The organism is Acidiferrimicrobium sp. IK (genome assembly GCF_025499425.1).
Taxonomy (GTDB): domain Bacteria; phylum Actinomycetota; class Acidimicrobiia; order Acidimicrobiales; family Palsa-688; genus Acidiferrimicrobium.
In genome coordinates this window covers 73,893-98,600 of the sequence record NZ_JAIMCB010000003.1, presented here as the reverse complement: position 1 = coordinate 98,600, position 24,708 = coordinate 73,893, and the positions used below count along the sequence as shown (strand labels likewise).

27 protein-coding genes are annotated in these 24,708 nt (G+C 70.4%); 8 read left to right on the top strand and 19 right to left on the bottom strand.

What is annotated here, in order from left to right; all coding sequences use genetic code 11:
* The first annotated feature begins 48 nt into the window (after positions 1-48).
* Positions 49-981 carry an LLM class F420-dependent oxidoreductase gene (locus K6U06_RS06065; protein WP_410050998.1) on the top strand — a complete coding sequence of 311 codons (933 nt, stop codon included), beginning with the start codon at positions 49-51 and terminating at the stop codon, positions 979-981.
* A 389-nt stretch (positions 982-1,370) separates the two neighbouring features.
* Here the strand turns inward: K6U06_RS06065 and era are convergent, their stop codons facing one another.
* The 5 genes from era to K6U06_RS06040 are packed head-to-tail and all read right to left on the bottom strand — an operon-like array spanning position 1,371 to position 5,494.
* On the bottom strand, positions 1,371-2,204 hold the full coding sequence (era, locus tag K6U06_RS06060; RefSeq protein ID WP_262321017.1) for a GTPase Era: 834 nt from the start codon (positions 2,202-2,204) through the stop codon (positions 1,371-1,373).
* The gene (locus K6U06_RS06055) at positions 2,201-3,526 is read right to left on the bottom strand and encodes a hemolysin family protein (protein ID WP_262321016.1); all 1,326 of its coding nucleotides are present in this window, start codon (positions 3,524-3,526) and stop codon (positions 2,201-2,203) included. The genes era and K6U06_RS06055 overlap by 4 nt, the downstream gene beginning before the upstream one ends.
* Positions 3,523-4,068, bottom strand: coding sequence for an rRNA maturation RNase YbeY (gene ybeY, locus K6U06_RS06050; protein WP_262321015.1), 546 nt, complete (start codon positions 4,066-4,068; stop codon positions 3,523-3,525). The genes K6U06_RS06055 and ybeY overlap by 4 nt, the downstream gene beginning before the upstream one ends.
* Before the next feature lie 5 nt (positions 4,069-4,073).
* A complete protein-coding gene (locus K6U06_RS06045) occupies positions 4,074-5,135 on the bottom strand; it encodes a PhoH family protein (protein ID WP_410050997.1) in 1,062 nt (353 codons plus the stop codon).
* 11 nt (positions 5,136-5,146) lie between these two features.
* Positions 5,147-5,494, bottom strand: coding sequence for a histidine triad nucleotide-binding protein (locus K6U06_RS06040; protein WP_262321013.1), 348 nt, complete (start codon positions 5,492-5,494; stop codon positions 5,147-5,149).
* A 27-nt stretch (positions 5,495-5,521) separates the two neighbouring features.
* Between K6U06_RS06040 and K6U06_RS06035 the strand changes: the two genes are divergently transcribed.
* Positions 5,522-6,103, top strand: a complete 582-nt coding sequence (locus K6U06_RS06035; RefSeq protein ID WP_262321012.1) for a hypothetical protein — start codon at positions 5,522-5,524, stop codon at positions 6,101-6,103.
* A gap of 60 nt (positions 6,104-6,163) precedes the next feature.
* Here K6U06_RS06035 and K6U06_RS06030 read toward each other — a convergent pair whose 3' ends face one another.
* Positions 6,164-6,412: a helix-turn-helix domain-containing protein gene (locus tag K6U06_RS06030; protein ID WP_262321011.1), complete on the bottom strand. Its 249-nt coding sequence runs from the start codon at positions 6,410-6,412 to the stop codon at positions 6,164-6,166.
* A 164-nt stretch (positions 6,413-6,576) separates the two neighbouring features.
* On the opposite strand from K6U06_RS06030, the gene K6U06_RS06025 reads away from it, so the two are divergent.
* Both K6U06_RS06025 and K6U06_RS06020 read left to right on the top strand, forming a co-directional pair.
* A complete protein-coding gene (locus K6U06_RS06025) occupies positions 6,577-7,308 on the top strand; it encodes an SAF domain-containing protein (protein ID WP_262321010.1) in 732 nt (243 codons plus the stop codon).
* Positions 7,305-8,603: a hypothetical protein gene (locus K6U06_RS06020; RefSeq protein ID WP_262321009.1), complete on the top strand. Its 1,299-nt coding sequence runs from the start codon at positions 7,305-7,307 to the stop codon at positions 8,601-8,603. The genes K6U06_RS06025 and K6U06_RS06020 overlap by 4 nt, the downstream gene beginning before the upstream one ends.
* A 23-nt stretch (positions 8,604-8,626) precedes the next feature.
* On the opposite strand, the gene nucS is transcribed toward K6U06_RS06020, so the two are convergent.
* The 5 genes from nucS to K6U06_RS05995 all read right to left on the bottom strand — a co-directional run bounded on the left by nucS (position 8,627) and on the right by K6U06_RS05995 (position 15,154).
* The gene (gene nucS, locus K6U06_RS06015) at positions 8,627-9,286 is read right to left on the bottom strand and encodes an endonuclease NucS (protein WP_262321008.1); all 660 of its coding nucleotides are present in this window, start codon (positions 9,284-9,286) and stop codon (positions 8,627-8,629) included.
* Between the two features lie 26 nt (positions 9,287-9,312).
* Complete coding sequence (locus tag K6U06_RS06010; protein WP_410050996.1) at positions 9,313-11,019, bottom strand: MFS transporter; 1,707 nt, start codon at positions 11,017-11,019, stop codon at positions 9,313-9,315.
* A gap of 288 nt (positions 11,020-11,307) precedes the next feature.
* Complete coding sequence (locus tag K6U06_RS06005; protein WP_262321006.1) at positions 11,308-12,111, bottom strand: oxygenase MpaB family protein; 804 nt, start codon at positions 12,109-12,111, stop codon at positions 11,308-11,310.
* Positions 12,112-12,192: 81 nt separating this feature from the next.
* On the bottom strand, positions 12,193-12,654 hold the full coding sequence (locus tag K6U06_RS06000; RefSeq protein ID WP_262321005.1) for a universal stress protein: 462 nt from the start codon (positions 12,652-12,654) through the stop codon (positions 12,193-12,195).
* Between the two features lie 112 nt (positions 12,655-12,766).
* A complete protein-coding gene (locus K6U06_RS05995) occupies positions 12,767-15,154 on the bottom strand; it encodes a xanthine dehydrogenase family protein molybdopterin-binding subunit (protein WP_262321004.1) in 2,388 nt (795 codons plus the stop codon).
* Between the two features lie 214 nt (positions 15,155-15,368).
* Between K6U06_RS05995 and K6U06_RS05990 the strand changes: the two genes are divergently transcribed.
* The 3 genes from K6U06_RS05990 to K6U06_RS05980 all read left to right on the top strand — a co-directional run bounded on the left by K6U06_RS05990 (position 15,369) and on the right by K6U06_RS05980 (position 18,752).
* Positions 15,369-15,863, top strand: coding sequence for a transcriptional regulator (locus K6U06_RS05990; RefSeq protein ID WP_262321003.1), 495 nt, complete (start codon positions 15,369-15,371; stop codon positions 15,861-15,863).
* Positions 15,864-16,003: 140 nt separating this feature from the next.
* Positions 16,004-17,137, top strand: a complete 1,134-nt coding sequence (gene hemW, locus K6U06_RS05985) for a radical SAM family heme chaperone HemW (protein ID WP_262321002.1) — start codon at positions 16,004-16,006, stop codon at positions 17,135-17,137.
* 400 nt (positions 17,138-17,537) lie between these two features.
* Positions 17,538-18,752, top strand: coding sequence for a GGDEF domain-containing protein (locus K6U06_RS05980; protein ID WP_262321001.1), 1,215 nt, complete (start codon positions 17,538-17,540; stop codon positions 18,750-18,752).
* Positions 18,753-18,868: 116 nt separating this feature from the next.
* Here K6U06_RS05980 and K6U06_RS05975 read toward each other — a convergent pair whose 3' ends face one another.
* Together K6U06_RS05975 and K6U06_RS05970 are read right to left on the bottom strand one after the other, a co-directional pair.
* On the bottom strand, positions 18,869-19,408 hold the full coding sequence (locus K6U06_RS05975; protein ID WP_262321000.1) for a hypothetical protein: 540 nt from the start codon (positions 19,406-19,408) through the stop codon (positions 18,869-18,871).
* A gap of 61 nt (positions 19,409-19,469) precedes the next feature.
* Positions 19,470-19,625 carry a hypothetical protein gene (locus K6U06_RS05970; RefSeq protein ID WP_262320999.1) on the bottom strand — a complete coding sequence of 52 codons (156 nt, stop codon included), beginning with the start codon at positions 19,623-19,625 and terminating at the stop codon, positions 19,470-19,472.
* Between the two features lie 361 nt (positions 19,626-19,986).
* Between K6U06_RS05970 and K6U06_RS05965 the strand changes: the two genes are divergently transcribed.
* Entirely contained in the window at positions 19,987-20,262 is a 276-nt protein-coding gene (locus K6U06_RS05965; RefSeq protein ID WP_262320998.1) for a hypothetical protein, read from the top strand.
* A 454-nt stretch (positions 20,263-20,716) separates the two neighbouring features.
* Here K6U06_RS05965 and K6U06_RS05960 read toward each other — a convergent pair whose 3' ends face one another.
* Genes K6U06_RS05960 through K6U06_RS05935 form a run of 6 tightly spaced genes read right to left on the bottom strand, consistent with a single transcriptional unit; the run spans position 20,717 to position 24,594 of the window.
* Entirely contained in the window at positions 20,717-22,084 is a 1,368-nt protein-coding gene (locus K6U06_RS05960) for a hypothetical protein (RefSeq protein ID WP_262320997.1), read from the bottom strand.
* 30 nt (positions 22,085-22,114) lie between these two features.
* Complete coding sequence (locus K6U06_RS05955; protein ID WP_262320996.1) at positions 22,115-22,567, bottom strand: hypothetical protein; 453 nt, start codon at positions 22,565-22,567, stop codon at positions 22,115-22,117.
* 29 nt (positions 22,568-22,596) lie between these two features.
* Positions 22,597-23,118 carry a hypothetical protein gene (locus tag K6U06_RS05950; RefSeq protein WP_262320995.1) on the bottom strand — a complete coding sequence of 174 codons (522 nt, stop codon included), beginning with the start codon at positions 23,116-23,118 and terminating at the stop codon, positions 22,597-22,599.
* On the bottom strand, positions 23,115-23,552 hold the full coding sequence (locus K6U06_RS05945; RefSeq protein WP_262320994.1) for a hypothetical protein: 438 nt from the start codon (positions 23,550-23,552) through the stop codon (positions 23,115-23,117). Before K6U06_RS05945 ends, K6U06_RS05950 begins: the two co-directional genes overlap by 4 nt.
* A gap of 17 nt (positions 23,553-23,569) precedes the next feature.
* Positions 23,570-23,818, bottom strand: a complete 249-nt coding sequence (locus K6U06_RS05940; RefSeq protein ID WP_262320993.1) for a hypothetical protein — start codon at positions 23,816-23,818, stop codon at positions 23,570-23,572.
* Between the two features lie 38 nt (positions 23,819-23,856).
* Complete coding sequence (locus K6U06_RS05935) at positions 23,857-24,594, bottom strand: type II secretion system F family protein (protein ID WP_262320992.1); 738 nt, start codon at positions 24,592-24,594, stop codon at positions 23,857-23,859.
* Positions 24,595-24,708 lie beyond the last annotated feature (114 nt).

Below are 24,708 nucleotides of genomic sequence, written 5' to 3'. Positions count from 1 at the left end.
TAGCCCCGCGACGTGACGGCGACGGGTGTCGCGGGGATGGTTGAGGACATGCGCCTACGGATCTTCACCGAACCCCAGCTGGGGGCCACCTACGAGCAGCAGCTCGCCGTCGCCCTCTGCGCCGAGGAGGAAGGCTTCGACGCCTTCTTCCGTTCCGACCACTACCTCACGATGGGCGGCGGTGACGGCATGCCGGGTCCGACCGACGCGTGGATCACCCTGGCCGGCCTGGCCCGCGACACCACCACCATCCGCCTCGGGACCATGGTCACCTCGGCCACGTTCCGCCTTCCCGGACCGCTGGCGATCGCCGTCGCGCAAGTCGACGCCATGAGCGGGGGGCGCGTCGAGCTAGGCCTGGGCGCCGGGTGGTACAAGGAGGAACACGAGGCGTACGGCATCCCCTTCCCCCCGACCAAGGAACGCTTCGAGCGCCTGGAGGAGCAGCTGGCGATCATCGCCGGCCTGTGGTCGACCGAACTCGGCGCCACGTTCGACTTCCAAGGAAACCACTACCAGGTGAAGGCCAGCCCGGCTCTCCCCAAGCCGGTGCAGGCCGGAGGGCCGCCGCTCATCATCGGCGGCGTCGGGCCGAAGCGGACCCCAGCCCTGGCCGCCCGCTTCGCCGCCGAGTACAACACCCCCTTCAGTCCACCCGAGCAGGTGGCGACCCTCAACGCGGCGGTCAGCCAGGCGGCCACCGCCGCCGGCCGGGACCCCGCCAGCATCCACCGGTCGTGCGCGGTGGTCGTGTGCTGCGGACGCGACGACGCCGAGGTCGCTCGCCGGGCGAAGGCCATCGGCCGGGAGGTCGACGAGCTGAAGGCCAACGGCGCGTGCGGGACCCCCCAAGAGGTGGCGTCACGGCTGAAAGAGTGGGGAGCCGCCGGCGCCGAGACGGTCTACCTCCAGTGCCTCGACATGGCCGACTTGGACCACGTCCGCCTCATCGGACGCGAGGTCGCACCGCTCGTGGCGTAGGGACCGCGCGGCGCGGTGACGGGCGTGGCGGCCGTCGGGCCCGCAGGCGGCTGCCGGGTTGCCGGGACACGGCCGACGGGTTGCCGGGACACGGCCGACGGGTTGCCGGGACACGGCCGCCGGCTTGCCGGGACACGGCCGCCGGCGGGGGGCGGGGCAGGCGGCCGTCTCCCGGGCGGGCGCGCGGGCGGGCGCGCGGGCGGGCGGGCGTGATGTTGCCGGCCGCCGATGAGCAAGTGTCGCTAACCCGCGCTGGAGTGCGGGTTAGCGACACTTGCTCTTACGGCTGCTCTCTCGGCTGTGCTCCGAGCCGTGGGCGGGATACCGGCCGCCCCTGGCCGGGTAGCGGCAGGGCGTCCCCCAGCCCGTGGCCGGTCGCCGCTGCGACCTCAGTACCCGAGGCGCTCCAGGGCCTTCGGCCGCGACTGCCACTCCCGATCGACCTTTACGAACAGCTCGATGAACGCCCCGGCAGGAAGCTGCTCTCGGACCCTGGTCCCGACCTCTTTCAGGATGGCCCCCTTCTTGCCGATCACGATGCCTTTCTGCGAGTCCCGCTCGACCAGGATCTCGACGCGAATGCGGGGCCACTCCCACTCGGTGACCCGGCAGGCGATCGAGTGGGGCACCTCCTCGCGGGTGACGTGGAGAAGCTGTTCGCGCACCAGCTCGGCGACCCAGAACGCCTCGGGGACGTCCGTGACCATGTCGTCGGGGTAAAGCGCCGGTCCTTCGGGGAGGCGGCCGACGATCGCGTCGACCAGGTCCGCCACTCCCTCGCCGGTCTTGGCCGAGACGGGGAAGTACTCGGACAGGCCGAGGTCCCCGGCGCGCGACAGCTGGGTCAGTACCGCAGCCCGGTCGGCCGCGTCGATCTTGTTGACGACGCACATGGCGTCGCTGGTCACCAGGTCGGCGACGAAGCGGTCCCCTTTGCCGACCGGGGCGGTCGCGTCGATGACGAAGAGGGTGACGTCGACCCCGAGCGCGTCTGCCGCCGTCTCGTTCAGGCGCGACCCGAGCAGCGTTCGGGGCTTGTGGATGCCGGGCGTGTCAACAAAGACGATCTGCGCGTCGGCCTTCGAGAGGACGCCGCGCACCTGGTTGCGGGTGGTTTGCGCGATCGGAGAGGTGATCGACACCTTCTGGCCGAGGATGGCGTTGAGAAGGGTGGACTTGCCGACGTTGGGTCGGCCCACCAGGGTGGCGAAGCCCGACCTCATCGATCCGCCGGCGGCTGATCGGCCGCGACCGGCGGCGAGATGCGGACCTTGCCGATACGCCGGCCGGAGACCTCCTCGGCGGTGAGGCGATGGCCCTCGAAGTTGACTTCCTCGCCTTCGGTCGGAACATGCCCGAGCTGGCTGTAGATCAGCCCCCCGACGGTGTCCCAGTCTCCCTCGGGCAGGCCCGAGTCGTCGAGCAGCTCGTTGACCTCGTCGATAGGCATGCGGGCGTTGACCACCACTGTCCCGTCCTCCAGCCGCTCCGAGTCGATCTCGGCGGTGTCGTACTCGTCGTGGATCTCTCCGACCAGCTCCTCGAGCAGGTCCTCGAGGGTCACCAGGCCGGCGGTGCCCCCGAACTCGTCGACCACCATCGCCATGTGGAAGTTGCCGGCTTGCATCTCGGGTAGAAGCTCGGCCACCCGCTTGCTCTCAGGCACAAACTGTGCCTCGCGCATGATCGAGGTCACCGGGTTGTCCTCGTTGCCGTCGCGCTCGGCGCGCATGAGGTCCTTGACGAAGACCAGTCCGAGCACGTCGTCGATTCCCTGCCCGTAGACCGGGATCCGGCTATAGCCGACCGCTATGGCGATGTCCACGACGTCCTCGATCCGGGCGCGGGACTCGACCGCCACCATGTCTGGGCGGGGGACCATGACGTCGCGCACGACTGTGTCCCCGAAGTCGATGATCGAGTGGATCAGGGTCCGCTCGCTCCCTTCGATGACCGCCTCGTCGGCCGCGGTGTCGGCCATCGCCCGCAGCATCTCGTCGGAGGTGTAGGGGCCCTCCTTGATGCCCTTCCCGGGCAGGAGGATGTTGGATATGCCGATCAGGCCGCGGGTGACCCAACGCAAAGGAGCGAAGGCGTACAGGAAGCGGATGACCGGCGCTACGCCGAGGGCGGCCCGGTCGGTGTGCTGCACCGCCCACGTCTTCGGGGCCAGCTCGGCGACGACGAAGATCACCACGACTTCGAACGCGGTAGCCAGCACGACCCCGAGGCCACCGAAGGCGTGCTCGGCCACTACGCCGACGAGGGTGGCTGCAACGAGGGTGCACACCTCGAGGGCGAAGAGGACAACGGGAAGGACCCGCTCGGTGTGCTCGACGAGGCGCAGCAACGTCGCCGCGTGACGCCGGCCTTCCTCCTCGAAGCTGCGAGCGCGCACTCGCGGGGTGCGGGTGATCGCCGTCTCGGATGCAGCGAGAAACCCGGTCACCAAGATGAGAACCACCACGACCACCACGAGCACGATGTCGCTGCCCTCGAAATGGTGGCTCGAAGCGGCCGCGAGGACCCCCCCTGGAGGGTTCACGGTGCGGTGGCGCCCGCTGCGCCGTCGCCGTCACTCGCCGGAGCCGGCGAGTGATGTCGGGCCAACAGCTCCCGCTCGCGGGCCTCCATCAGCTCGGCTTCGTCGTCGTCGAGGTGATCCATGCCGAGCAGGTGCAGCACGCCGTGGACCACGAGGAGGGCGAGCTCGTCCTCGTAGGTGCCGGCGTGGTCGGGGGCGTTGCGCAACGCCACCGCCGGGCAGATCACCACGTCGCCGAGCAGGCTCGGCGCCTCGTCGGGGTCTGAGCTGAACCCGGGACCGGTGCCTCCCGAGTCCGGTGAGCGACCACTGTCGGCTGGTTCCTCGTCGATGGGAAATGCCAGCACGTCGGTAGGGCCGGATTTGCCGAGAAACCGCTGGTTGAGATCGGCGATGGCCTCCTCGTCGACAAAGAGCATTGACAGCTCGGCGTCGCCGCGGACGCCCTCGTCAGCCAGCACCGCCTCCGCGAGGCGGACCCATCGCATCGTGTCCACCGGCGCGTCCTGCTGTTCGTCGGCTGCGAACACCTCGACACCCATGAAACTCAGATCCTTGCCGGGCGGGGGCCCTGGCCGGGGGCAGCCGCCGCCTCGTACGCGCTGACGATGTCTTGCACGATGCGGTGGCGGACCACGTCACGCCGGCCCAGGTGCACGAAGGCGAGGCCCTCGATGCCGCCGAGCACCGCCTCCAGTCCGATCAGCCCGGAGCGACCGCCGGGAAGGTCGACCTGGGTGTCGTCGCCGGTGACGACCACCTTGGACCCGAACCCGATGCGGGTGAGGAACATCTTCATCTGTTCGGGGGTCGTGTTTTGTGCCTCGTCGAGGATGATGAAGCTGTTGTTCAGGGTGCGACCGCGCATGTACGCCAGTGGAGCCACCTCCACGGTCCCGGCCTCCAGGAGGCGTCGGGCCCCCTCCGTGCCGAGCATGTCGTACAGGGCGTCGTAGAGCGGGCGCAGGTACGGGTCGATCTTGGCCATCAAGTCGCCGGGTAGAAAGCCGAGACGTTCCCCGGCCTCGACCGCCGGCCTGGTCAGGATGATCCGGTCACAGGACTTCGCTTGTAGGGCTTGGACGGCCAGGGCCACCGCCAGGTAGCTCTTGCCGGTACCGGCCGGCCCGATGCCGAAGGTGATGGTGTTGCCCGCGATGGCGTCGGCGTAGCGCTTCTGGCCGCTGGTCTTGGCCCGCACCGACCGACCCCGCGACGATCGCAGCACCTCGGCGGTGAGGACCTCGGAAGGTCGCTCGTCGGCCCGGACCATGTCGATGGTCCGGTGGACGACCTGCGGATCGAGCACCTGCCCCTGCTCCAGCAGCAGGCGCAGCTCGTCCACTAGGCGGGCGGCGACGGCCGCGTCCTCGCCGTCCATGGTGAACTCGTTGCCGCGTGCGACGATCCTCGTTCCGTCGAAGGCTCCCTCGACCAGCCGGAGGTTCTCGTTGAGGGGCCCCACCAGTCGCGGCATGAGGTGGTTGGGCACGGTGACGGTGACAGTTGTGGGCACAGGCGTTCTGGCCAGCAAGGGTACCGCCGTCGGGGCGGGACTGCGGACGACTTCATCGGAGACCCCCGACTCGGACGCGTCGGGGGCGGCCATCTTGGCCGGTCTCACCCGGGCGGCCAGCCCATCGGCCGGCCGCCGAGGACGTGCAGGTGCAGGTGCGGCACCAAATTGCCGGCATCGTCGCCGACGTTGAACACCAGCCGGTATCCCGACTCGGCGATGCCCTCGCTGGCAGCCACCGCCTGGGCGGTCGTGATCATCTCGGCCAGCACGCCCCCATCCCCGGCGCCGAGGTCCCCGGCGTTGGCGATGTGGCGGCGCGGGATGACCAGCACGTGGGTCGGCGCCTGGGGATTGATGTCTCGGAACGCGTAGGTCCCCCCGGTGGAGTGCACCTCGCTCGAGGGCACCTCGCCGGCGAGGATCTTGCAGAAAAGGCAGTCGTCGGCCATCGGGACCCGACGCTACCGTCGAACGGGATGGCGGACGACGATCCCCCCTCTTCGGGCAGCTGGGACCCCACCGAGTTCGGGGTGGCCCTGGCCCGGTGGGCTTCGGAGCGAGCCGCCGACGAGAGCGCCGCCGCCCGCAGCCGGGAGCGGTGGCTTCGCCGGCAGGCCGGCGAAGCGGCGACCTTGACGGGGGTGCTGATCGACCTCGCCGAGCGGGGCGTGACGGTGACGGTGACGGTCCGCTCGGGGAGCTACACCGGTCGGGTGGTCGGGGTCGGCCGTGATTTCTGCCTGGTCGCCGGCCGGGCCGCGGTCTTAGTCGCGCTCGGTGCAGTAGTCAGCCTGGCGCCCCTCGACGAGGCGGGTGGCAGCAGCTTCGCTGAGCCCGGCGGTGACCGCGAGGCGCCCCTGGACGTGGCGCTCGACGATGTGCTCGGCATGCTGGCGGCCGAACTCAGCCCGGTCCGGATGGTGCTGTCTGGCGGCGCCAGCGTGGCCGGTTCGCTTTCCGCTGCCGGCGAGGGGATCCTGACCTGCCGGCTGGAGGGAGCAGGCCGGCGACACGTGACGGTCGTGACCGCGGCGGTCGAGATCTGCATTCCCCAGTAGGGCCGTGCCGAGCGATGGGGCGACAGGCGCGGTCTGGTGGGATCGTCTGTGTCCCTGCGCTCAGGGAGTGGCCTCGTCGCGGACCTCGTGCGGCGTCCTCGGCTCCGGGTACAGGTGCTCGAGGGTTCCGGGGGCGATGCGCATGCGGTCGATGAACGAATCGATGTCGGCTTCTTGCAGGCGGATGACCCGACCCATCTTGTAGGCCGGCAGCTGGCCCTCGTCGATGAACCGGTACAGGGTGCGCAGCGTCACGCCGAGGCGCTCGCAGGCCTCTTTCGTGCCCATCCACCGGATTGCCTCGCTCATAGGGCCCAGGCTAGCGCCCCCATAGACAAACGAGTGGATTCTCGATAGATTTCATGCGTGGGTCTTGGGCGGACGACACGCCCCCGAGTGCTGCGGCGGCCCGTAGCGCCTCGGTGGGGCTTCGCACATGATGGGCGGTTTGCGCCGCGGGCCGAGGAGCGCCGATGACCGCGTTGAGGGGCGGCGGGACCCGCATCGACACCGGTCCCTCGGCGGGTCGGGTGGGCCGGCGCCGCCCGCTGCCGAGCGGCCGGGCCGTGGCCGGCGGGTTCTTCGTAGCCGTGGCGGTGATCGTCGTCTTCGCCGCCTGGCTGACCGGCACGGCCCGCTCCGGCAAGTCTTGGGTCGTCGCGACTCGCGACCTGCCCGCCGGCGCCCGCCTGCAGACCGCCGACCTGGGCACCGAGACCATGACCCTGCCGAGCGGGACGACCGCACGGCTCGCGTACCGCGACCCTGCCGCCCTGCTCGGGGCGGTCCTCGACGCCCCACTGCGGGCGGGCGAGCTGGTGCAGGCCGGGGACCTGGCCCCCGCGTCCCACGGACCTGGACTGCGCCCGGTGACCGTCGATGTCGCCCCCACCGACGTCGCCGACCTCTCGACGGGGACCGCCGTGGACGTGCTGGTGACCGACGGGACGGATCCTTCCTCGCCGACCACGGTGGTGGTCGCCGGAGCCCGAGTCCTCGACGTGGGGCGACCCTCCACCAGCCTGTCGGCCGGGACGACCGGCGCTCAGGTCACCCTCGGCGTTTCGACGCTCGCCCAGGTGACCGGCATCGTCCACGCTGCGCACACCGGCACGTTGTCGATCGTGGTCGCTTCACCCGGCGACCAGCCCACCGCCGGCCCGGGCGCCGCGTCGAGCGGCGGCGGCTTGGGGTCCGGGGGGTGAGCACCGGCGAGCGGTGGGTGCTGCTCGGGCTGGCCCGGGGGCGAGCCGGGTGGTTCCGCGACGTCGGGCAGTGGGCGACCTCGGCGGCGATCGCCGCCGAGTTCATCAAGTGCGTGTCGGTCGAGGAGGTCCGGGCCCGGCTGGCGTCGGGGCGGCCCCACTCGGCGCTGCTCGTCGACGTCGCGGTGTCTGGGTTCGATCGGGACCTGATCGGCGCGGCGGACGCGGCGCGCACCCCGGTCATCGCGGTCGGAGACGGGCGGGCCAGCCGTTGGTCACCGGAGCTGGGGGTGGCCGCCACTCTCCCGCCCGACTTCGGGCGCGACCAGCTGCTCGAGCTTCTTGCCGCGCACGGGCGCCCCGTGAGCCGAGCCGACACCCTCCCGCCCATTCTCAGCGAGGAACCGCTGCCGCAGTGGAGGGGCAGGCTGGTCGCGGTGTGCGGATGCGGAGGCACCGGCGCGTCCACCATCGCCATCGCCATCGCCCAGGGCGCGGCCGGAGATGTTCGCTACGGCCGGCGGGTGGTGCTCGCCGACCTGGCACTGCGCGCCGACCAGGCGGTGCTCCACGAGGCCCCGGACCTCGGTCCGGGCATCCAGGAGCTGGTCGACGCCCACCGGCGTCGGCGGCCCGCCCCGGAGGAAGTGAGGGCGATGACCTTCGACGTGCCCTCCCGGAACTACCAGCTGCTGCTCGGGTTGCGCCGCCCATCCGCCTGGTCTGTGCTGCGTCCCCGCGCCACCGACGCGGCCATCGACGGCCTGCGCCAGGCGTTCCAACTGACGGTGGCGGACGTGACGGGCGACCTGGAGGGCGAGGACGACGGAGGATCGGTGGACGTCGAGGAGCGCAACCATCTGGCCAGGAGCACCACCACCGCGGCCGACGTGGTCTTCGCGGTGGGCGCCCCGGGCCTGAAAGGTGTCCACTCCCTCGGTCGGCTGGTCACAGAGCTGACCGCCAGCGGCGTCGACCCGCGGCGGGTGGTGCCGGTTATCAACCGGGCGCCGCGCCACCCGCGGAGCCGGGCGGAACTGTCGGGGGCGCTCGCCGTGGCGGCGGGGACCGCCGGCCCGGTCAACGGCGCGGTGTACGTGCCGGAGCGCAAGGTCGACGAGGCGGTGCGCGACGGGCTGGCCCTCCCCGACGGGGTTGTCGCGCCGGTGGTCGGCGCCATGCACGCGGTCATCGACCGCCACGCCGACGCCGCGGCGCGCCTCGCCGCCCCGGCGCGGGTAACACCAGGATCTCTCGGTCACTGGGCCGACAGCGAGGACCTCGACGCCTCGTAGCACCCCGACCGACGCGGGACGGTCTAGAAGAGGGTCAATCGGCCGAGGTCGAGACCCCGCAGGTGGTCGTAGTCGACCTCCACGCAGGTGATGTTCCGGGCCGCGGCGATGACCCGGGCCTGAGGCTTGATCTGTTGCGCGGCGAAGATCCCCCGGACCGGTCGGAGCCGCCCGTCTAAGTCCAGGCGCTCCAGGTATCGGGTCAGCTGCTCCACGCCGTCGATCTCCCCACGCCGCTTGACCTCGATCGCCACCGCCCGCCCCTCGGGGTCTCGGCACAGGAGGTCGACGGGACCGATGTCGGTGGGGTACTCCCGCCGCACCAGGGTCAGCCCGGCCTCGAGAGAACCCGGGTTGGCTGCCAGCAGCTCCTGCAGGTGGGCCTCGACCCCGTCCTTTTGCAGGCCCGGGTCATCCCCGAGCTCATGGGCCACCTCGGCGTGGACCTCGTCGATCGTGATGGTCAACGTCTCGCCCTTCGGGTTGGACACCACCCACCGCCCTGGCGCCTCCACCAGGGTGCAGGGCTCCGTCATCCAGTTGAGAGGCTTGTACGCCTTGCCGTCGGAGTGGACCGACACCGACCCGTCGGCCTTCACCATGAGCAGCCGGGTCGCGGTCGGGAGGTGGGCCGACAGCCGGCCGGTGTAGTCGACCGAGCAGGTGGCGATGACGAGGCGCATCACTGCCATTCTGCTCGACCGCCGCCCTACGCCTCGTCACCCCCCGCCGAGCGGGCGGCCGCCGACCGCGCGGTGGTGGCCATGGCGTCGTTCCCGGCGGCCTGGGGTTCGGCCATCACCAGCTCCGCTTCCTGGCGGTGGTAGTACTTCCCGCCCCGGAGCCACGAGGCGACCGCGGCGACCAGCGACGCCACGATGGCGAAGTCGAACGCGTAATGGAGGCCTGTCCCGAACGGCGAGGAGATCAGCTGCGGAAAGAAGCTGCGGCCGGTCAGGTGTGCCGCTTGCGCCGCGCTCACATGGTGGAGGACGCCCGACGGACCGAGCAGCTGCTGGATCGGGTTGTAGCCGAGCAGGGCCGAGAACAGGCTGGAGATCGGCGGAAGGCTGGCCACCTGGTGGGCGGCGGCCGGCGGCACGCCGTTGGCGGTCAGGCCCTGGTAGAGGTGGCTCGGCAGCGTGGAGGAGAGCCCGACGATGATCACGGTGAAGAACACGCCGATGGACAGCACCGTGGCCGCGTTTTGGAACGTGGTCATCATCCCCGCTCCCGCACCGCGCTGGTCGGGAGGCAGCGAGTTCATGACCGCGGCCCGGTTGGGCGACCCGAAGACGCCCATCGACAGCCCCATGATCAGCAGGATGAGCCCGAACCACACGTACCCGAAGTTGATGGGAAGCACCTCGAGGAGACCGAAGGACACCGCGGCGCCGATCATTCCACCGGTGGCGAAGGGCCGGGCGCCGAAGCGGTCCGACAGGATTCCCGAGATCGGCCCAGCGACCAGGAAGCCGACAGTCAGGGGAATCATGTAGATCCCCGCCCACAGGGGCGTCCGCTCGAAGTTGTAACCGTGCTGGGGCAGCCAGATGCCCTGCAGCCAGATGATCAGGATGAACTGCAGCCCTCCCCGCCCCAGCGCCCCGAGCAAGCCTGCGATGTTGCCGGCGCTGAACGCCCGGATCTTGAACAGGTGCAGCCGGAACATGGGGTCGGGAGAGCGGGTCTCGATCACGCCGAACGCGATCAGCGTCACCACCCCGCCGGCGATGGCCGCTATGACACCAGGGTTGGTCCAGCCCATGGTGTGGCCGCCGTAGGGCTGGATCGAATACACGATGCCGGTGAGCAGCGAGACGAGACCGATGGCAAAGGAGATGTTGCCGGCCCAGTCGATGTGCGCCTCGGACCTCTTGCCGGTATCGACCAGCTTCAGGTACGCCCAGATGGTCCCGAACACGCCGAAGGGAACGCTGACCAGGAACACCAGCCGCCAGTTGATCGGCGACAGCAGGCCGCCGACAATGAGACCGATGAACGACCCGGCGATGGCCGCCACGCTGTTGATCCCAAGCGCCAGTCCCCGCTCATTCTCGGGGAACGCGTCGGTGAGGATGGCGCTGGAGTTGGCGAAGAGGAACGCGCCGCCCACCCCCTGGAAGATCCGCATGATGATCAACCACAGGGCGCCGTCAGTCCCCGTCATCCAAGTGATCGACAGGAGTATCGAGAAGAAGGTGAAGACGGCGAAGCCCAGGTTGTACATCTTCACCCGCCCGTACATGTCCCCGATCCTCCCGAAGCTCACCACCAACACGGCGGTGACCAGCAGGAATCCCATGAGCAGCCACAGCAAATAGGACGTGTTGGCGCTGGTGAGGGGGTTCAGCTTGATCCCCCGGAAGATGTCCGGGAGGGAAATGATGGTGATCGAGCCGCTGATGGTGACCATCAAGATCCCGATCGTGGTGTTGGACAGGGCGATCCATTTGTAGTGGTCGGGGTTGTCGCTCCTGGCGGCAGCCTCGCTCACCTGCTCCCCCGGCGCTTCCTCGCTGGTTCTCATGGCCTTCCTCGTTGCTCTCGTGTCTGGCGGGCGTAGGGCATCTCGGGGACCCCGAGGCGTACCCAACCCTAACGTCAACGTCAGGAAATGCTCAAACTGTTCCCTCGGCTAAGGATTTTTTGGCCCGGACCGGGGAAGGCCGCCTCTGGCTGGCCTGGGCCGCCCTGGACGGCGCTAAGCGGCCACGGCCGCACGGGCGGCCAGGCGAGCCTCGGCCGCCGCCCGATCAGGGGCCGGAGGCAGGACCAGCTTGGCGGTGCCGAACAGCGCAGCGAAGGCGGCCTCGACCGGCTTCGCCGCCGGCGACGGGACCCACGGGTAGCCATAGAGCCGCCGGGCCTGGCGGGGCAGCAGGCCGATGGCGGCCGCGTCGAGGACCGCCCACACCGGCCTCAGGCGCGCCGGGATCGGCGGGGCGAGGACGGTGCGGGCCGCAGCCCGGCTGATGGGCGAGCCGATCATCTCCGCGCTGCGGAAATACACCCGCAGGCCCGCCACCGAGGTGGGTACCAGCTCCACCGGCGTGCCGACCAGCTCGGCCATCTTGACCATCTCGGCGACGTACCGGTCGGCGTCGGCGGCAGACAGCCCACCGCCGTAGCGCTGCTTGGCCACGAGGAGGGACTTGACCAGCACGTTGTGGACCCACGCCAGCAGCTCCGGGTCGTCGGCCCGGTACGGCCGGCCGGTGACGGTGTCGACACCGTGCACCCGGGTGTGGATGGCGCGGATGTGCGCGCCGATGCGTTCGGCCTCCTCGGTCGTGCCGTAGGTCGCGATGCTGACGAACTGCGCGGTGCGCTTCAGTCGGCCCCACGGGTCGCGGCGGTAGTCCGAGTGTTGGTCCACGCCGGCCATGGCGAGGGGGTTGAGGGCCTGGACGAGCAGCGCCCGCATACCCCCGAGCAGGCTGACCGGGTCGCTGTGGACGTCCCAGGTGACGCTTCCTGGACCGAAGAGGCCGATGTCAGGTGCCATTGCTCCAGCCTGCCACCCCGGCAGCCCTACAACCGGGGCATTCTGGGCATCAGGCCCATCTCCGCAGCGGGCCGGGCGGGGTCAGCGGGTCAGGACGTGATCTGTCTTGACGATGAGGACGTCGCAGGGTGCGTGATGGGAGATCCGGTTGGGGACGCTTCCAAGGAGAAACCGCTTTGCGCCGGCCATCCCCTGGCTCCCCACGACGATCAGGTCGGCACCCACCTGCTCCGCGGCGTCGAGCAGCGCCTCGGCGGGCGCGGCGTCCACCGGCAGCGTGCGGACCTCGGCGACACCGGCCGCATTGGCCAGTTCGGTGGCCGCCTCCAAGTGGGCCGCCACGTCCTCCTCCGGGTTGATCACGTAGGCGATGTCCGCCGGAGCGGAAGCCCGCTCTGCTTCCAGCCGGGCCCGGTCGACCGGCCGATACGCGGAGACGATGACCAGTTTGGCCCCGGATTGCACCGCCAGCTCGGCGGCCCGGGTGACCGCCTCGGATGCGGTCGGCGACCCGTCGGTCCCGACGACGATGGTGGCGTACATGCGGACTCCCCTTTGCGTGCTGTGCCCTCGGCACTGGGTCGGGGATAGTACAGCGCCGCGGCCCACCGGTCCGATTTGCCCGCTTCAGCGGCGGCGGCCGCCTCCCGCGCTCTCAGATGTCGACGTCGGCGGCTTCCGGTCGGCCCGCGGCGTCCGGCGTCGGGAGCTCGGCGAAGAACGCCGGCGGCTCTCTCCACACTGACGTGTCGGGTTGGCGACCGCCGGCGGCCTCGGTCTCTTTGATGGCGCGCCACACCCGCTCTGGGGTGCAGGGCATCTCGACGTGGCGCACCCCCAGGTGGCTGAGGGCGTCCACCACCGCGTTGTGCACCGCGGGGGTCGACCCGATCGTCCCGGACTCACCGATGCCCTTCGCCCCGAGCGGGTTGAGCGGCGTCGGCGTCTCGGTGTTGCTGGCCTCGAACGACGGCATCTCCGCGGCGCTCGGCATCCCGTAGTCGGCGAGGGTGGCAGTCAGCGGGTTGCCGTCGGCGTCGTAGACCATCTCCTCCCAGAGCGCCTGGGCCATGCCCTGGGCGATCCCCCCGTGCTGCTGGCCGGCGACGATCATCGGGTTGAGGATCCGCCCGCAGTCATCCACCGCGACGTGTCGCAACGGGACGACGGCCCCCGTGTCGAGGTCCACCTCCACGACCGCCACGTGCGCCCCGAAGGGGAAGGTGGCTGCGGCCTGGGCGAAGTCGACCTCCGCGGCAAGCGGGCCGGCGCCGGCTCCTTCCGCCAGTCCGGCCAGTGCGCTCCACGTGAGCGCTCGGGCCGGCACGCCGGCCACTCCGACGCGCCCGTCGTCGGTGGCCACGATGTCTCCGGGGTCGGCTTCTAGCTCCTCGGCAGCCAGATCCCGGGCCCGCAGCCAAACTTCCTCCGCGGCGGCCCGCACCGCATTACCACCGATCTGCAGGGACCGGGAGCCGCCGGTCCCGCCGCCTCGAGGCACCAGGGCGGTGTCTGACTGCACGAACCGGATGCGGTCCATGGGGATGCCTAGGCGGTCGGCGACGATCATCGCGAACGACGTCGCGTGGCCCTGGCCGTGCCCGGACGTGCCGACCCGGATGGTGGCGCCTCCATCGGCGTCGATGGTCACCGCCCCGAACTCCTTGCCGCCGCCGCCGGCGGTGACCTCGACGTACACGGCCACCCCGATGCCGAGAGCGATCCGCTCACCGCGGGCCCGCCGCGCCGACTGTTCGGCGCGCAACTCCTCGTAACCGGCCAGTCGCACCGCCTGGTCCAAGGCGCGGGCGTAATCACCACTGTCGTAGGTCGTTCCCATGCGGGTGGTGTAGGGGAATGCGTCGCCGTCGATCAGGTTGCGCCGGCGCAGGTCCACGGGGTCGACCCCGAGCTCGTCGGCGGCGAGGTCCATCACCCGCTCCAAGAAGGCGGCGGCTTCGGGGCGCCCTGCACCCCGAAACGCCCCCATCGGGGTGGTGTTGGTCAGCGCTGCCGCCACGTCGTAAGCGACCGCGGGGATCCGGTAGACACCCTGCGCCATCATCCGCGTCGGCCCGAGGGCGAGCGCGCCCCCGAACCCGGCGTAGGCGCCGGCATCGCCGACCACCCTCGCCCGCATCCCAGTGATCTTGGCGTCGTCGTCGAAGCCCATCTCGATGTAGTCCACCTGGCCCCGTCCCTGCATCGAGAGCAGGTTTTCCGATCGGGTCTCCACCCAGGCGACGGGACGGCCGAGCGCGATGGAGGTGGCCACCACCACGACGTGTTCTGCCGCGGCCCCCGCTTTCCCCCCGAAACCGCCGCCCACGTGGGGAGCGATGACGCGCAGGCGAGCCGCGTCGAGACCCAGGATCCGGGCCAGAGCGGCGGCGAAACCGTGCGGCATCTGCGTGGACACGTAGACGGTCAGGTCGTAGCCGTCCCCGTCGGCGCCGGGTACGGCGAGGATGGCGTTGCCCTCCATCGGCACCACGGCGATGCGTTGGTTGACCATGCGCAGGCGCACCACCCGGGACGCACCGGTCAGCGGGTCCTCACCCGTCGAGCGCACGCCGGCCGCCAGGTTGGATCCGAGCTTCTCGAACTGGAGCGACGCACCCGGCGCCAAAGCGTCCTCGGGATCGATCGCAGGAGGCAACGGCTCGTAGTCGACCTCTACCAGCTCGGCTGCATCGACCGCCTGGGCGCGAGTCTCGGCCACCACGACCGCAACCGGTTCACCGACGAAACGGACCTTGCCCGCGGCGAGGGGTGGGCGGGCACACGCCTCGTTGAGAACCATGAATCCGTGGAAGGGGGCAACACCCAGATCGTCGGCGGTCCACACGCCGAGCACGCCCGGCGCCCGCCGGGCGTCGCCGGTTTCGACGCTTCGCACCTCGCCGTGGGCCAGCGGCGAGCGGACGAACACCGCGTGGGCCATGCCCTCGGGTGAGTGGTTGCCGACAAAGGTGCCGGCACCGGTCATCAGCTCCGGGTCCTCGACTCGTCGGACGTGGGTACCAAGCAGCGAACCGGGCATGGGCGCACGCTACCGGCCTCAACGGCGACCATGAGCGCCCCGACCGCTGGCATCCAGGACCGCACAGCGTGGCACAGCAGCGGCGGTACCCCCGGCCACACCTGGTCTTCCGCCCGAACAGTGGCCGAATCCTGCCACGCTCTGTGATACGAACACGCACGGTGTTGACTAGACTTACCTGGTCCACCGTGAAGGGGTGCTTATGAGTGACGAGATGACCACGACCTACGCTCGGAAGGTCGGAGAGCGCCTCCGCAAGGTCCGCAAGCAGCAGCGGTTGTCCTTGCAGGCCGTCGAGGTCTCCTCCGGGGAAGAGTTCAAGGCCTCGGTGCTTGGAGCCTACGAGCGTGGCGAGCGGGCCATCTCGGTTCCCCGCCTTCAGCGCTTGGCCCGGCTCTACAACGTTCCCGTGGACCAGCTGCTACCCAAGGACGGCGCGGGTGAGCCGGCGTGGAACGGGGCCTCCGAGCCCGAGGATGACCAGGTCGGCACCAAGGTCACCATCGACCTGACCCGTCTCGACATGGCACCCGAAGCGGACAGCGCCCTGATCGGCCGCTACCTGGGAATGATCCAGGTGCAGCGTCAGGACTTCAACGGCCGGGTCCTAACGGTGCGCGAAGAGGACCTTCGGGCCATGGCATGCCTGCTCGACACCCGCCCCGAGCTGATGCGGAGGCGTCTGGAGGACATGGGCCTCCGCCGCTGAGACGGCGTGGCGCCCCGCCCGGGCCCTGCGTGTCCTGATGGACCTCGGAGACCTGATGGACATGACAGACCTAATGGACCTGACAGACCTGATGGGCCCTGAGAGGCCGGTACACCTGAGAGACCGGTACACCTGAGAGGGTGGCCTCGCCTATCCCCTCCCCCGGCTTCGGGGTGTACGTGCACGTGCCGTTTTGCTCCCGGCGCTGCGACTACTGCGCCTTCGCCACCTGGACCGACCGGCATCACCTCATGGGGGATTACGCGGCGGCGTGTGTCGCCGAGATCGCCCGGGCGACCAGCGCCGGCGAGCTCGACGCGGCGACGTCGGTGTTCTTCGGGGGCGGGACCCCCTCGCTGCTGCCCGCCGAGGAGCTGGCCGCCATCCTCGCCGCGATTGCCAAAGCTCCAGGCGCGGAGGTCACCGTCGAGTGCAACCCAGAGACTGTCACCGCCGAACTGCTGGCCTGCTACCGCTCCGCCGGGGTCACACGGCTGTCGTTCGGGGTGCAGTCCATGGCGCCCCACGTGCTCGCGTCCCTCGGTCGCGAGCACGACCCAGCGGCGGTGACTCGCGCCGTGGCCCTCGCCGGCGACGCCGGCTACGGCGACTCCTACAGCGTGGACCTCATCTTGGGAGCCGCCGGCGAGTCGATCGCCGACTGGGAAGCGACCCTCGCCGCGGTCCTGGCGTTGGACCCGGCGCCGGCCCATGTCAGCGCCTACAGCCTCACCGTCGAGCCGGGCACGCCGCTGGCCAAGGACCCGCAGCGAGCGCCCGACCCCGACGACCAGGCCGACAAGTACCTGCTGGCCGATCAGGTTCTAAGCGACGCCGGCCTCTCCTGGTACGAGGTGTCCAACTGGTCGCGCCCGGGGGCCGAGTGTCGCCACAACCAGCTGTACTGGACCCAGGGCCCCTACCGCGGCATCGGGTGCGCCGCCCACTCCCACGCATTGGTAGCCGGAGGCGGGAGCCGGAGATGGTGGAATGTTCGTACCCCCGACCGCTACATCAACCTGGTGTCGACCGGGGCGTCGACGGTGGCGGCCTCCGAATCCCTGCCGGCCACAGCCCGGGCGCTAGAAGCCCTACAGCTGTCGCTGCGGACCGCCGCCGGCGTGCCGGCCGACGCGTTGCCCTCCGCTGAGGAGGATCCGGCGCTGGAAGACCTCGTTGTGTACGCCGGTGGGCGGGCGGTGCTCACGCCGGCCGGCCGGTTGCTGGCCAACGAGGTGTCCCTGCGGCTGCGAGATCCGGCGGCTTCGCGCTAGGAGCGGCGGGGCCTGGCGGCTTCCGGCGGGCGGCGGGGCCGGCGCGGCGGCGGGGCCCGGCGCCACCGCGGCGGCATCCGGGCGCTGCGGCGGCGTCCGGCGCGGCGGCGGAAAAGGCGGAAGACCGAAGGCCGGCGGTTCGGCAGGCGGCTCGAGGGCCGAGCTCAGCGGCTTCGACGTCCAGTTCGCCGCCAGCCCGGGTGCTGAACTGGACGTCGAAGCCCATGAGCTGGGTGTCGAAGCCGCCTACGGGCGGCGACCGGTCGGCATCTCGCCAGCGCTCTAGGCCCGCTCCCCGGCCGAACCGGGCGGCGACGCAGCCCATGGCAGCCCACGCGGGACGGTTTTGTTCAGCTCTCGTTCCGAGATGCCGAGCTAACGACCGAGGAGGATCACGACCTTGGAGCGGCGAGCGCCCAAACGCCTGGACTGGTACATCGGATCGCTGGTTGTCGCGGCCGCTCTTGCGCTTGTCGTGAACGCGACAGCGGCCGATCAGTCGTCAGGCTCGGTCACCCCGGCCTTCTGGATGTTTGCTGGGGGTGCCGCCGTCGGCAAGGGACTGCTCATCTCCGCCCACCGCCGGCGTCCCAGCGGTGACAAAACCGCCGTCAGTTTGGCGGGACCATTCGGCATGGCCCTGGTTCTCATTGGGCCAGCCCTGTTTGCGGTGACAATCGGCTCGCTGGCGCCGGTCCTCAGCTACGTGATTCGAAAGCGCCACCTCAGAAAAGCCATATTTAATCTCGCCCACGACGTTCTGATTCTGTCCGGCGAATGTCTATTCCTGCATATTGGTAATGGCCGCTCTACGCTCCTTCATGGGGGCTCACCGAGCGCTATTTGGTATGTATTCGCCGTCGGAGGCGCCTCCGCCACGGAGGCTCTTGGTACCGTCGTTCTGCTCGGCATCGTGATCGCATATGCGACGGGCGCACCAGTCCGAAATGTCGTCGTAGAGGAATCCAGTGGGAGTGGTCGACCTGCGTCCTTCATGATCAACGGGCTGGCGCCGGTGCTCGTCGTCGCCGCGCAGCGGAGCCTCACCCTGGTCGTCGTCGTCGCGCTCGGAATCGCTTCGATCCATCTGTTTCGACAAGCCGCCAACGGCGCGAAGAGAGAGGCCATGCTCGACCCTCTGACGCTATTGCCGAACCGGCGTGCGCTTGACGAGCATCTCGCCGCTGCCTTCTCCGCAAGGCGCACAGGCGAGATTGTGGGGGCCTTGATCCTCGATCTTGACGGCTTCAAGCCGGTCAACGACCGACTGGGGCACGAGGCCGGCGACGCCATCCTCCGCGAGGTAGCGAGCCGGCTCCGAGCCGCGTGTGGCAGCACTGACTTCGTGGCGCGCACCGGTGGCGACGAGTTCACTTTGCTCGTTGCCTCTGCGCCGTCGCAAGCCGTCATCAGCGACTTGGCGCGGCGGTGCTCGAGCGCCCTCGAGGGACTGTCGGCGCACGGTATGCCCGTGACAGCGAGTATCGGGATGGCCACTTGCCCCATGAACACCGCAGACGCGAAGGAGCTGCTCCGACTCGCCGATGCAGCGATGTACTCGGCCAAGCGGTCCCCCGCCGTCCCCCGACCGGTACGTCAAGCCGGCGCCTACTGAAGGGCAGCCACCGATCTCAAGAAGCGACAGTCGCTCGCACGGTCACGCGATGTCATAACGCTGAATGCCTGACGCTGCGTCGGCGATCCTCCTGGGCCGGGGAGCCGACCTCTGCTTCACAGAGTTCGGCGTCCCTCTCGACCCGGCCTGGTCAGCACGAACTGGACGGCCATGATCAGGAGGGCAAGCGCCAACCCAGCCAGCGAGATCTTGGCGAGAATCGGGTTGACGTGGGCGCTTTGAGCTTTGGTCACGAAGGGCACCGTGGAGGGCGCCGACGGGATCCGACCCTTGATCGGCACGACCGTGGTGGTCGTGCCGGGTGCCACGGATGTCGATTGCGGCGTCGACGTGTAGGTACCGGCGGCGTTGGCCGGCGCCCGGTACGGAGTGGTCGGCGCGGGAGCAGGGGGGAGCGAGGTTCGTACCGTCGCGGACGTCGGCGTTGTCGAGGGAACCGTTCCCGGCTCGGTCGAGGGTGGAGCGCTGAGGGGGGTCGTCGACTGCGGGGTGGCAGGGACCGGAACGGAAAGCGGGGTCGTCACCGCGGTCTGGCCAACGGCGGGCGTAGCCGACGCCATCCCCACTATCCCGACCATCGCCGAGCTGCACGCGGCGCCTGCCGCCAGCCGCCTCACCCACAATGCGCCGCGCACCCGCCCAGTCTGGCCGCCGTGAGCCGGGGGCGCAGGTCCTCGCCGGCGAAGGCAGTACCGCCTACGGCGTGACGGGCGGGAGGATCACTGTCATTCCCGGCAAGACGAAGTCGGGGTTGGACGGGTCCGGCAGCCGGGGCCGGTTGACCTCGACCAGCTGCCACCAGTAGCGGGCGAGGGCCTCCGCCTCAGGGCTGTGGCCGAGCACTTTGGTCATGGTGGCCTCCGCCACCTTCCATAAGTGATCGCCGGCCACCAGGGTGTATGTCGGCGGCGTCGGCGCAAGCTGGCCTGCTGCTTGCGCAGTGCCTGAATGGGTGTCTTCCCCGCGGAGCGCCCCGCCGCTGCCGGCCGGCGCCTGCGGGGCAGTGGCCTGTGGCTGGCCGCCGACCCCGGTTGCGGTCCTCGCCGGCTCAGCGGCCGGCGGACCGCTGGGCGCCCCCGCCAAGCCTTGGTCCTCCCCAACCGGCGGCCCGTCGACGGCAGCCGGCGAGCTCCCCACCCGCGACCCAAAGGCACCTATCCCTGACTGCGCCGTCGGAACACCCGCAACCCCCGTAGCGACCGGCACCGTCGTCGTGACCGGCACCGTCGTCGTGACCGGCACCGTCGTCGTGACCGGCACCGTCGTCGTGACCGGCAACGTCGTCGTGACTGCTTTGGGCGGTTGCGCCGGCAGCCACCGCAGCACCGGCGCATCCCCAGGCGACACCGTCGACCCTCCCGCCACCGACGGCGCCGGTGCCCCCACGGGCAGGCGCGAGCTCGCTGGGCCGCCGGACGCTGCCGTCGCGGGAAGAACGTCCTCGCCGGCGATGCCCGCATGCGCCGCGGATCCTGCGGCGCCGTCGTAGGCCTCCCCAGGCGTCCCGGGCATACCGGGTCCAGGAAGCGGCCCCACCCATGAGACAACCGGAGGCCCGCTCCCATGCGAGGAGGGCGGCGACGCCGAGGCAACCCCCGTCGGGGCAAACGTTATTCCGAGAGCGAGCGCCGGTACACCGATGGAGCGAACTACCAGGCTGCGGCCCGGCACCGGGAGGCGCAGGATCACACGGGCCGGACCGCCGATCCTCGGCAAGAGGGCCATCTCGGCGAGGAGGGTCACAGCGAAGAGGTAACCCCCCGCAGTCAAGACCAGTAGTCGCAGGACTGCAATGGCTCCAACCATCGCTCCGTCTGCTCGGAGCCGGTCGACGAACGCTGCCGCGTGCCACGGCACGGCGATCCCGACAGGACTGCTACCCACCGCAGCCAATGCCCCCAAACCGGCCATGAGCCCGGCCCACCACAACAGGCGCCGGCGGATCACGGTGTCTCCTTTGGCTGAAGCACCACCGCGGCGCGTCCCTCGCGGATGACCTTGACGCCGTCGCAGCCCCTCGAGTTCGGTGCGACCGCCAGGGTGACCGCACCAGCTACCCGCCCGAGCGCGCGCCCCGCGACGTCGCCACCCGGGGTCGGCCACCGGTCGAAGACCCACACGGTGCTGGTCGCCGGGTCGAGCACCGCCGGGAGCCCGACGGGGCCACAGTCCCAGCGCCCAAGTACCACTTGGTCACCCGCAGACCCGACCGCGAAACGGCCGCTTGATGTCGTGAGCACGCCGCCGGGGAGAACCAACGCCCGGCAGCCGTCGTCAACGGCGGGACAACCCACCGCGCCGCTGCGGTGGGCCACGAAGCCGGTCGCAAGCAACGCAACCACGATGGCTGCCGCTACGCCGGCGGCGTGAGCCCGTCCCGGCCGCCAGCCACGGCCGGAACCGCCGGCGGGGACACGAGCGTGGTCCGCCGCCTCGGTTGGCGCGACGTCGGGCGGAGGATCTCCCTCGCTTCTCCGCGACCATCCGGTAGAGGCAGCGGGGACGCCGGGGGCAGCGACCCCGTCTTCGCCCACGCGCGCCTCGTCTTCACCCACGCAGGCATCGTCACCCTCGGAGCCTGGGCCTCCTTGATCGGCACGACGGCCGATCGGTCGCGAGTCGGAAAGCCGCAGCGAGATTGGCAAGCGAGAGTTGGCAGGGGCCGGCGCGGCCGGGGCCGACGCTCGGGGCGCCGCCATGACAGCAGCGGAGGACCCGCCAGCGCAGCCTTCCGGCACAAGGAGGCGGGGCATCAGGCGCGGCGACGCCAGCCGCCGGCCGATGGCTGCCACGTCGAGAGCGTTGCGACCGGACGGTCGCAGCTCCCGACGCACCCGCCGCCAATCTCCACCCGACGCGCCCGCCGGGATTAGCGCCTCCAGCATTGCGATCAGGTCGCTACCATCGACAGCCCTAGCGGCTGGGTCCTCACTCCGACGCGCCGAGCCCATCCCGCAAACGACGGGTCGGCCCTCGGAGTCGAGCAACACGTGATCGAGCCGGATATCCCCGTGGACCCAGCCGAGCGCATGCAGGTCCCCGACGATGTTGGCCACCGCTGCGCCCAGCCCGGCCAGTTCGGCCGGCGCCACCGGGACGCTGAGGCCGCTCAGCGGTTCGCCCGCCCACCGAGTATGCAGCCGCCACCGGCCGTTGGGACCGGGCCCTGCGCCGATCAGCTCAACGATGCCGGGATGGCGGAGGTGGGCCATCACCGCAGCCCGCGCTTCGAGGGCGGAGCGCTCCGCGTCGGTCGCAGCCTCGGCCACGTGCACCGCTCCCCGCTCGGTCTCCTCCCGCCAGCTCTCCACACTGAAAGGATATCAAAATGGTTGAAAACATCAACCGGCTGGGCAATGCACAGGCAGAAAGCCCGACGGCTGCAGCAGCGCAGGGGTGCCGCCCGTCGTCGCCGCGGCCGTGGCCTCGGCAGATACAGCACGGTGACCTAACCCGGGGAGGACCCGGCCGAAGACCGCGTCTATCTGCGCATGAGCGCGGACTCTGATCACCCGGCCCGTCACGGCGATGCTCAAGGTCACGCGGTGTAGATCGCTATCGCCTTGGGCAGCGAACGAACGGCACACCACGGTGGCCGCCTCGCTCGGATCGATGACCAACGTTCCCGACCCATAGAACGCGGCGTTTCCCAAAGCGGCGGTGGCGGCGTCATTCGCCGCGCCAGCCGTCGCGTCAGCGAGTTGGCGCTGCCCGAGGAAGGCGACCGCCGAGTCGACTGCCAGCACACCGAGGAGGATCAGTACCAAGAAGCCCACGGGCACCAGAACCAGCACGCTCCCTCGTTCATCGAGGTGCGCCTCCCTCAACCGCACGTCGAAGCCCCCGGCAGGCCGCTGCGGTACGGGTCGACCAACTCGGAGTGCTGGGCGCTCACCTTCTCGGCCCGACCGGCCACTCCGATCACCGGCAGCTGGACGAGCGGCGCTCGGTACGAGACGACGACGGTGACCCGCACACACCTCCCGAAGGGCGCGCCGTCGATCACCACCGATCCGAGGGTCGGATCTCGGCCGTATCCCTGAAGGGTGGCGGTAGCGGCCCGCCGGGCACCGACATCGGCCGCCGCTGCGTCGGGGGCCTCGACGTAGGTGCGGGTGGCTTCCCGGCTGGCCGCATCGACCGCCAGCTTGGTGTCGACCACGGACCACGCGTTGCCGACGAGGAGGGTACCGACGACGAACAGCAACAACCCGAAGAACAGTCCCTCCGCCCCGCCGACGAACCCGTCGTCGGGGCGACAGGTCACGAACCCATCGCCGGGGCCGGATGACTGCGTGGCCAGCGCCGGGGACCGGGCGAGGGCGGTGACATGGCCCGCGGTCACCGCACCCGCTCGGTGCGCACGATCACCGTCCGGACGATCGATCCCAGACCGAGGAGGGGTACGAAACCCGGCGCCCGGGCCCGGACCTGCAGCACGATCTGTTGCCCGTCAACCTCCTCCCAGCGGAACACCGTGTGCACAGCACCGAACGAGCCGAGCTGGTGCACGGCCGCCGCCTGAGCATCTGCGACCGCAGCCGCGGGCACGGGAGCGGTCGCTACCTGCCTGGCGGCAGAGAAGGCCGCAGAGGTGAGGCTCGAGGTGGCGTACAGCCGAACCAGGACCTGGACAGCGACAAGCAACAGGATCATGAAGATCAAGAACCCGACGAGCGTGCCGACCATCCCCGTTCCCCGCTCGTCGCGGCCCACGCGAAGGCGTGGCGCGAAGCGGTGGCAGGTAGCAGAGACGACCGGCGGGTCGCTGCTGAACACCTGATCGGTCCGAGCCCTCAGCAGGAGGCGCTGGTCTGGCCGATGCAGGTGTTGACCTGCCGGTCGATGTTCCTAGCGGTGTGCTGGAAGGTGGTGTTGAACGCCACCCACATACCAACACCGATGAATGCCATGATCAGCACCGCGATCGCTGCGGAGATCACCCCCTCGCCACGCTGATCACGCCTACGGCAGCGATAGCTCCCCCGCCGCCCGAGCATCGGCGGCGGTTCGTGGAGGCTGGCGGCGGTGAGCGTGGCAGGCACGGTGGCTCCTTCGATGGCGGGTCGGTCAGGCTGGACGGTCAGGCGTTCGAGAACAGGCGCAAGGCGGCCAGAAACGGGACCGCGAGCAGGATGACTCCGGGCACCAGCGTCGCTACGGTGACCGGGACCCAGACCTGCTGGGCGCGCTTTTCCATGACTTCGGTTGTGCGTCGCTGGAGGTCGCGGCGGGCCTGACGCGCCTCGGTGCTGACCAACCGGCCGAGGTCGCTGGTCTCACGGTTGAGGGCCAGCACGGCGACGAGGCGGTCCAGCCCGTCGACGCGCACCACCTCTGCCCACTCCCGCAGGGCGACCCCCTCCCCGACGCCTTGGCGGATGCGATTGGCCACCATCCGCAGGTCCTGGGCACAGCAGCCCTTGCCTCGCCCGGCGATCCTGCTGATCGCCGCGCCGAGCGAATAGCCGGCGTTGAGCAGCATGGCCAGTTGCTCGCTGATCACCGGGAGCTCCTGGGCGACGGTGCGCTGCCATCGCTGCGACGCCTCGGCGAGGCGCTGCTCGACGACCAGGAACGCCAGCAGCGGGGCGCCCGCGACACAGACGAGACCGAATGCCAAGGGCACGCCGGCGCCGGCGAGCAGCATCCCACCGAGCAGTCCGACACCGCTCCACGCCAGCTGTCGGGTGCGAAAGCCGGTCACGTCGAGGGGCGAGTGCACCCTGCGCAAGCGCAGCTCCAACTGCTCAGTGACCCCGAACGCCCCGGCGACACGATCGCCGATTGAGCGCGCCAGCGGCCCGATCACGTCTCGCACGGATTCAACGGACAGAACACCACCGCGAGCTGCGCGTTCGGCTCCGGTGTGAAAGGGGCGCAGCCGCTCGGCCAAGCTGGGCCGGGAGAACCACCTAGTGCCAGCCAGCAGAAG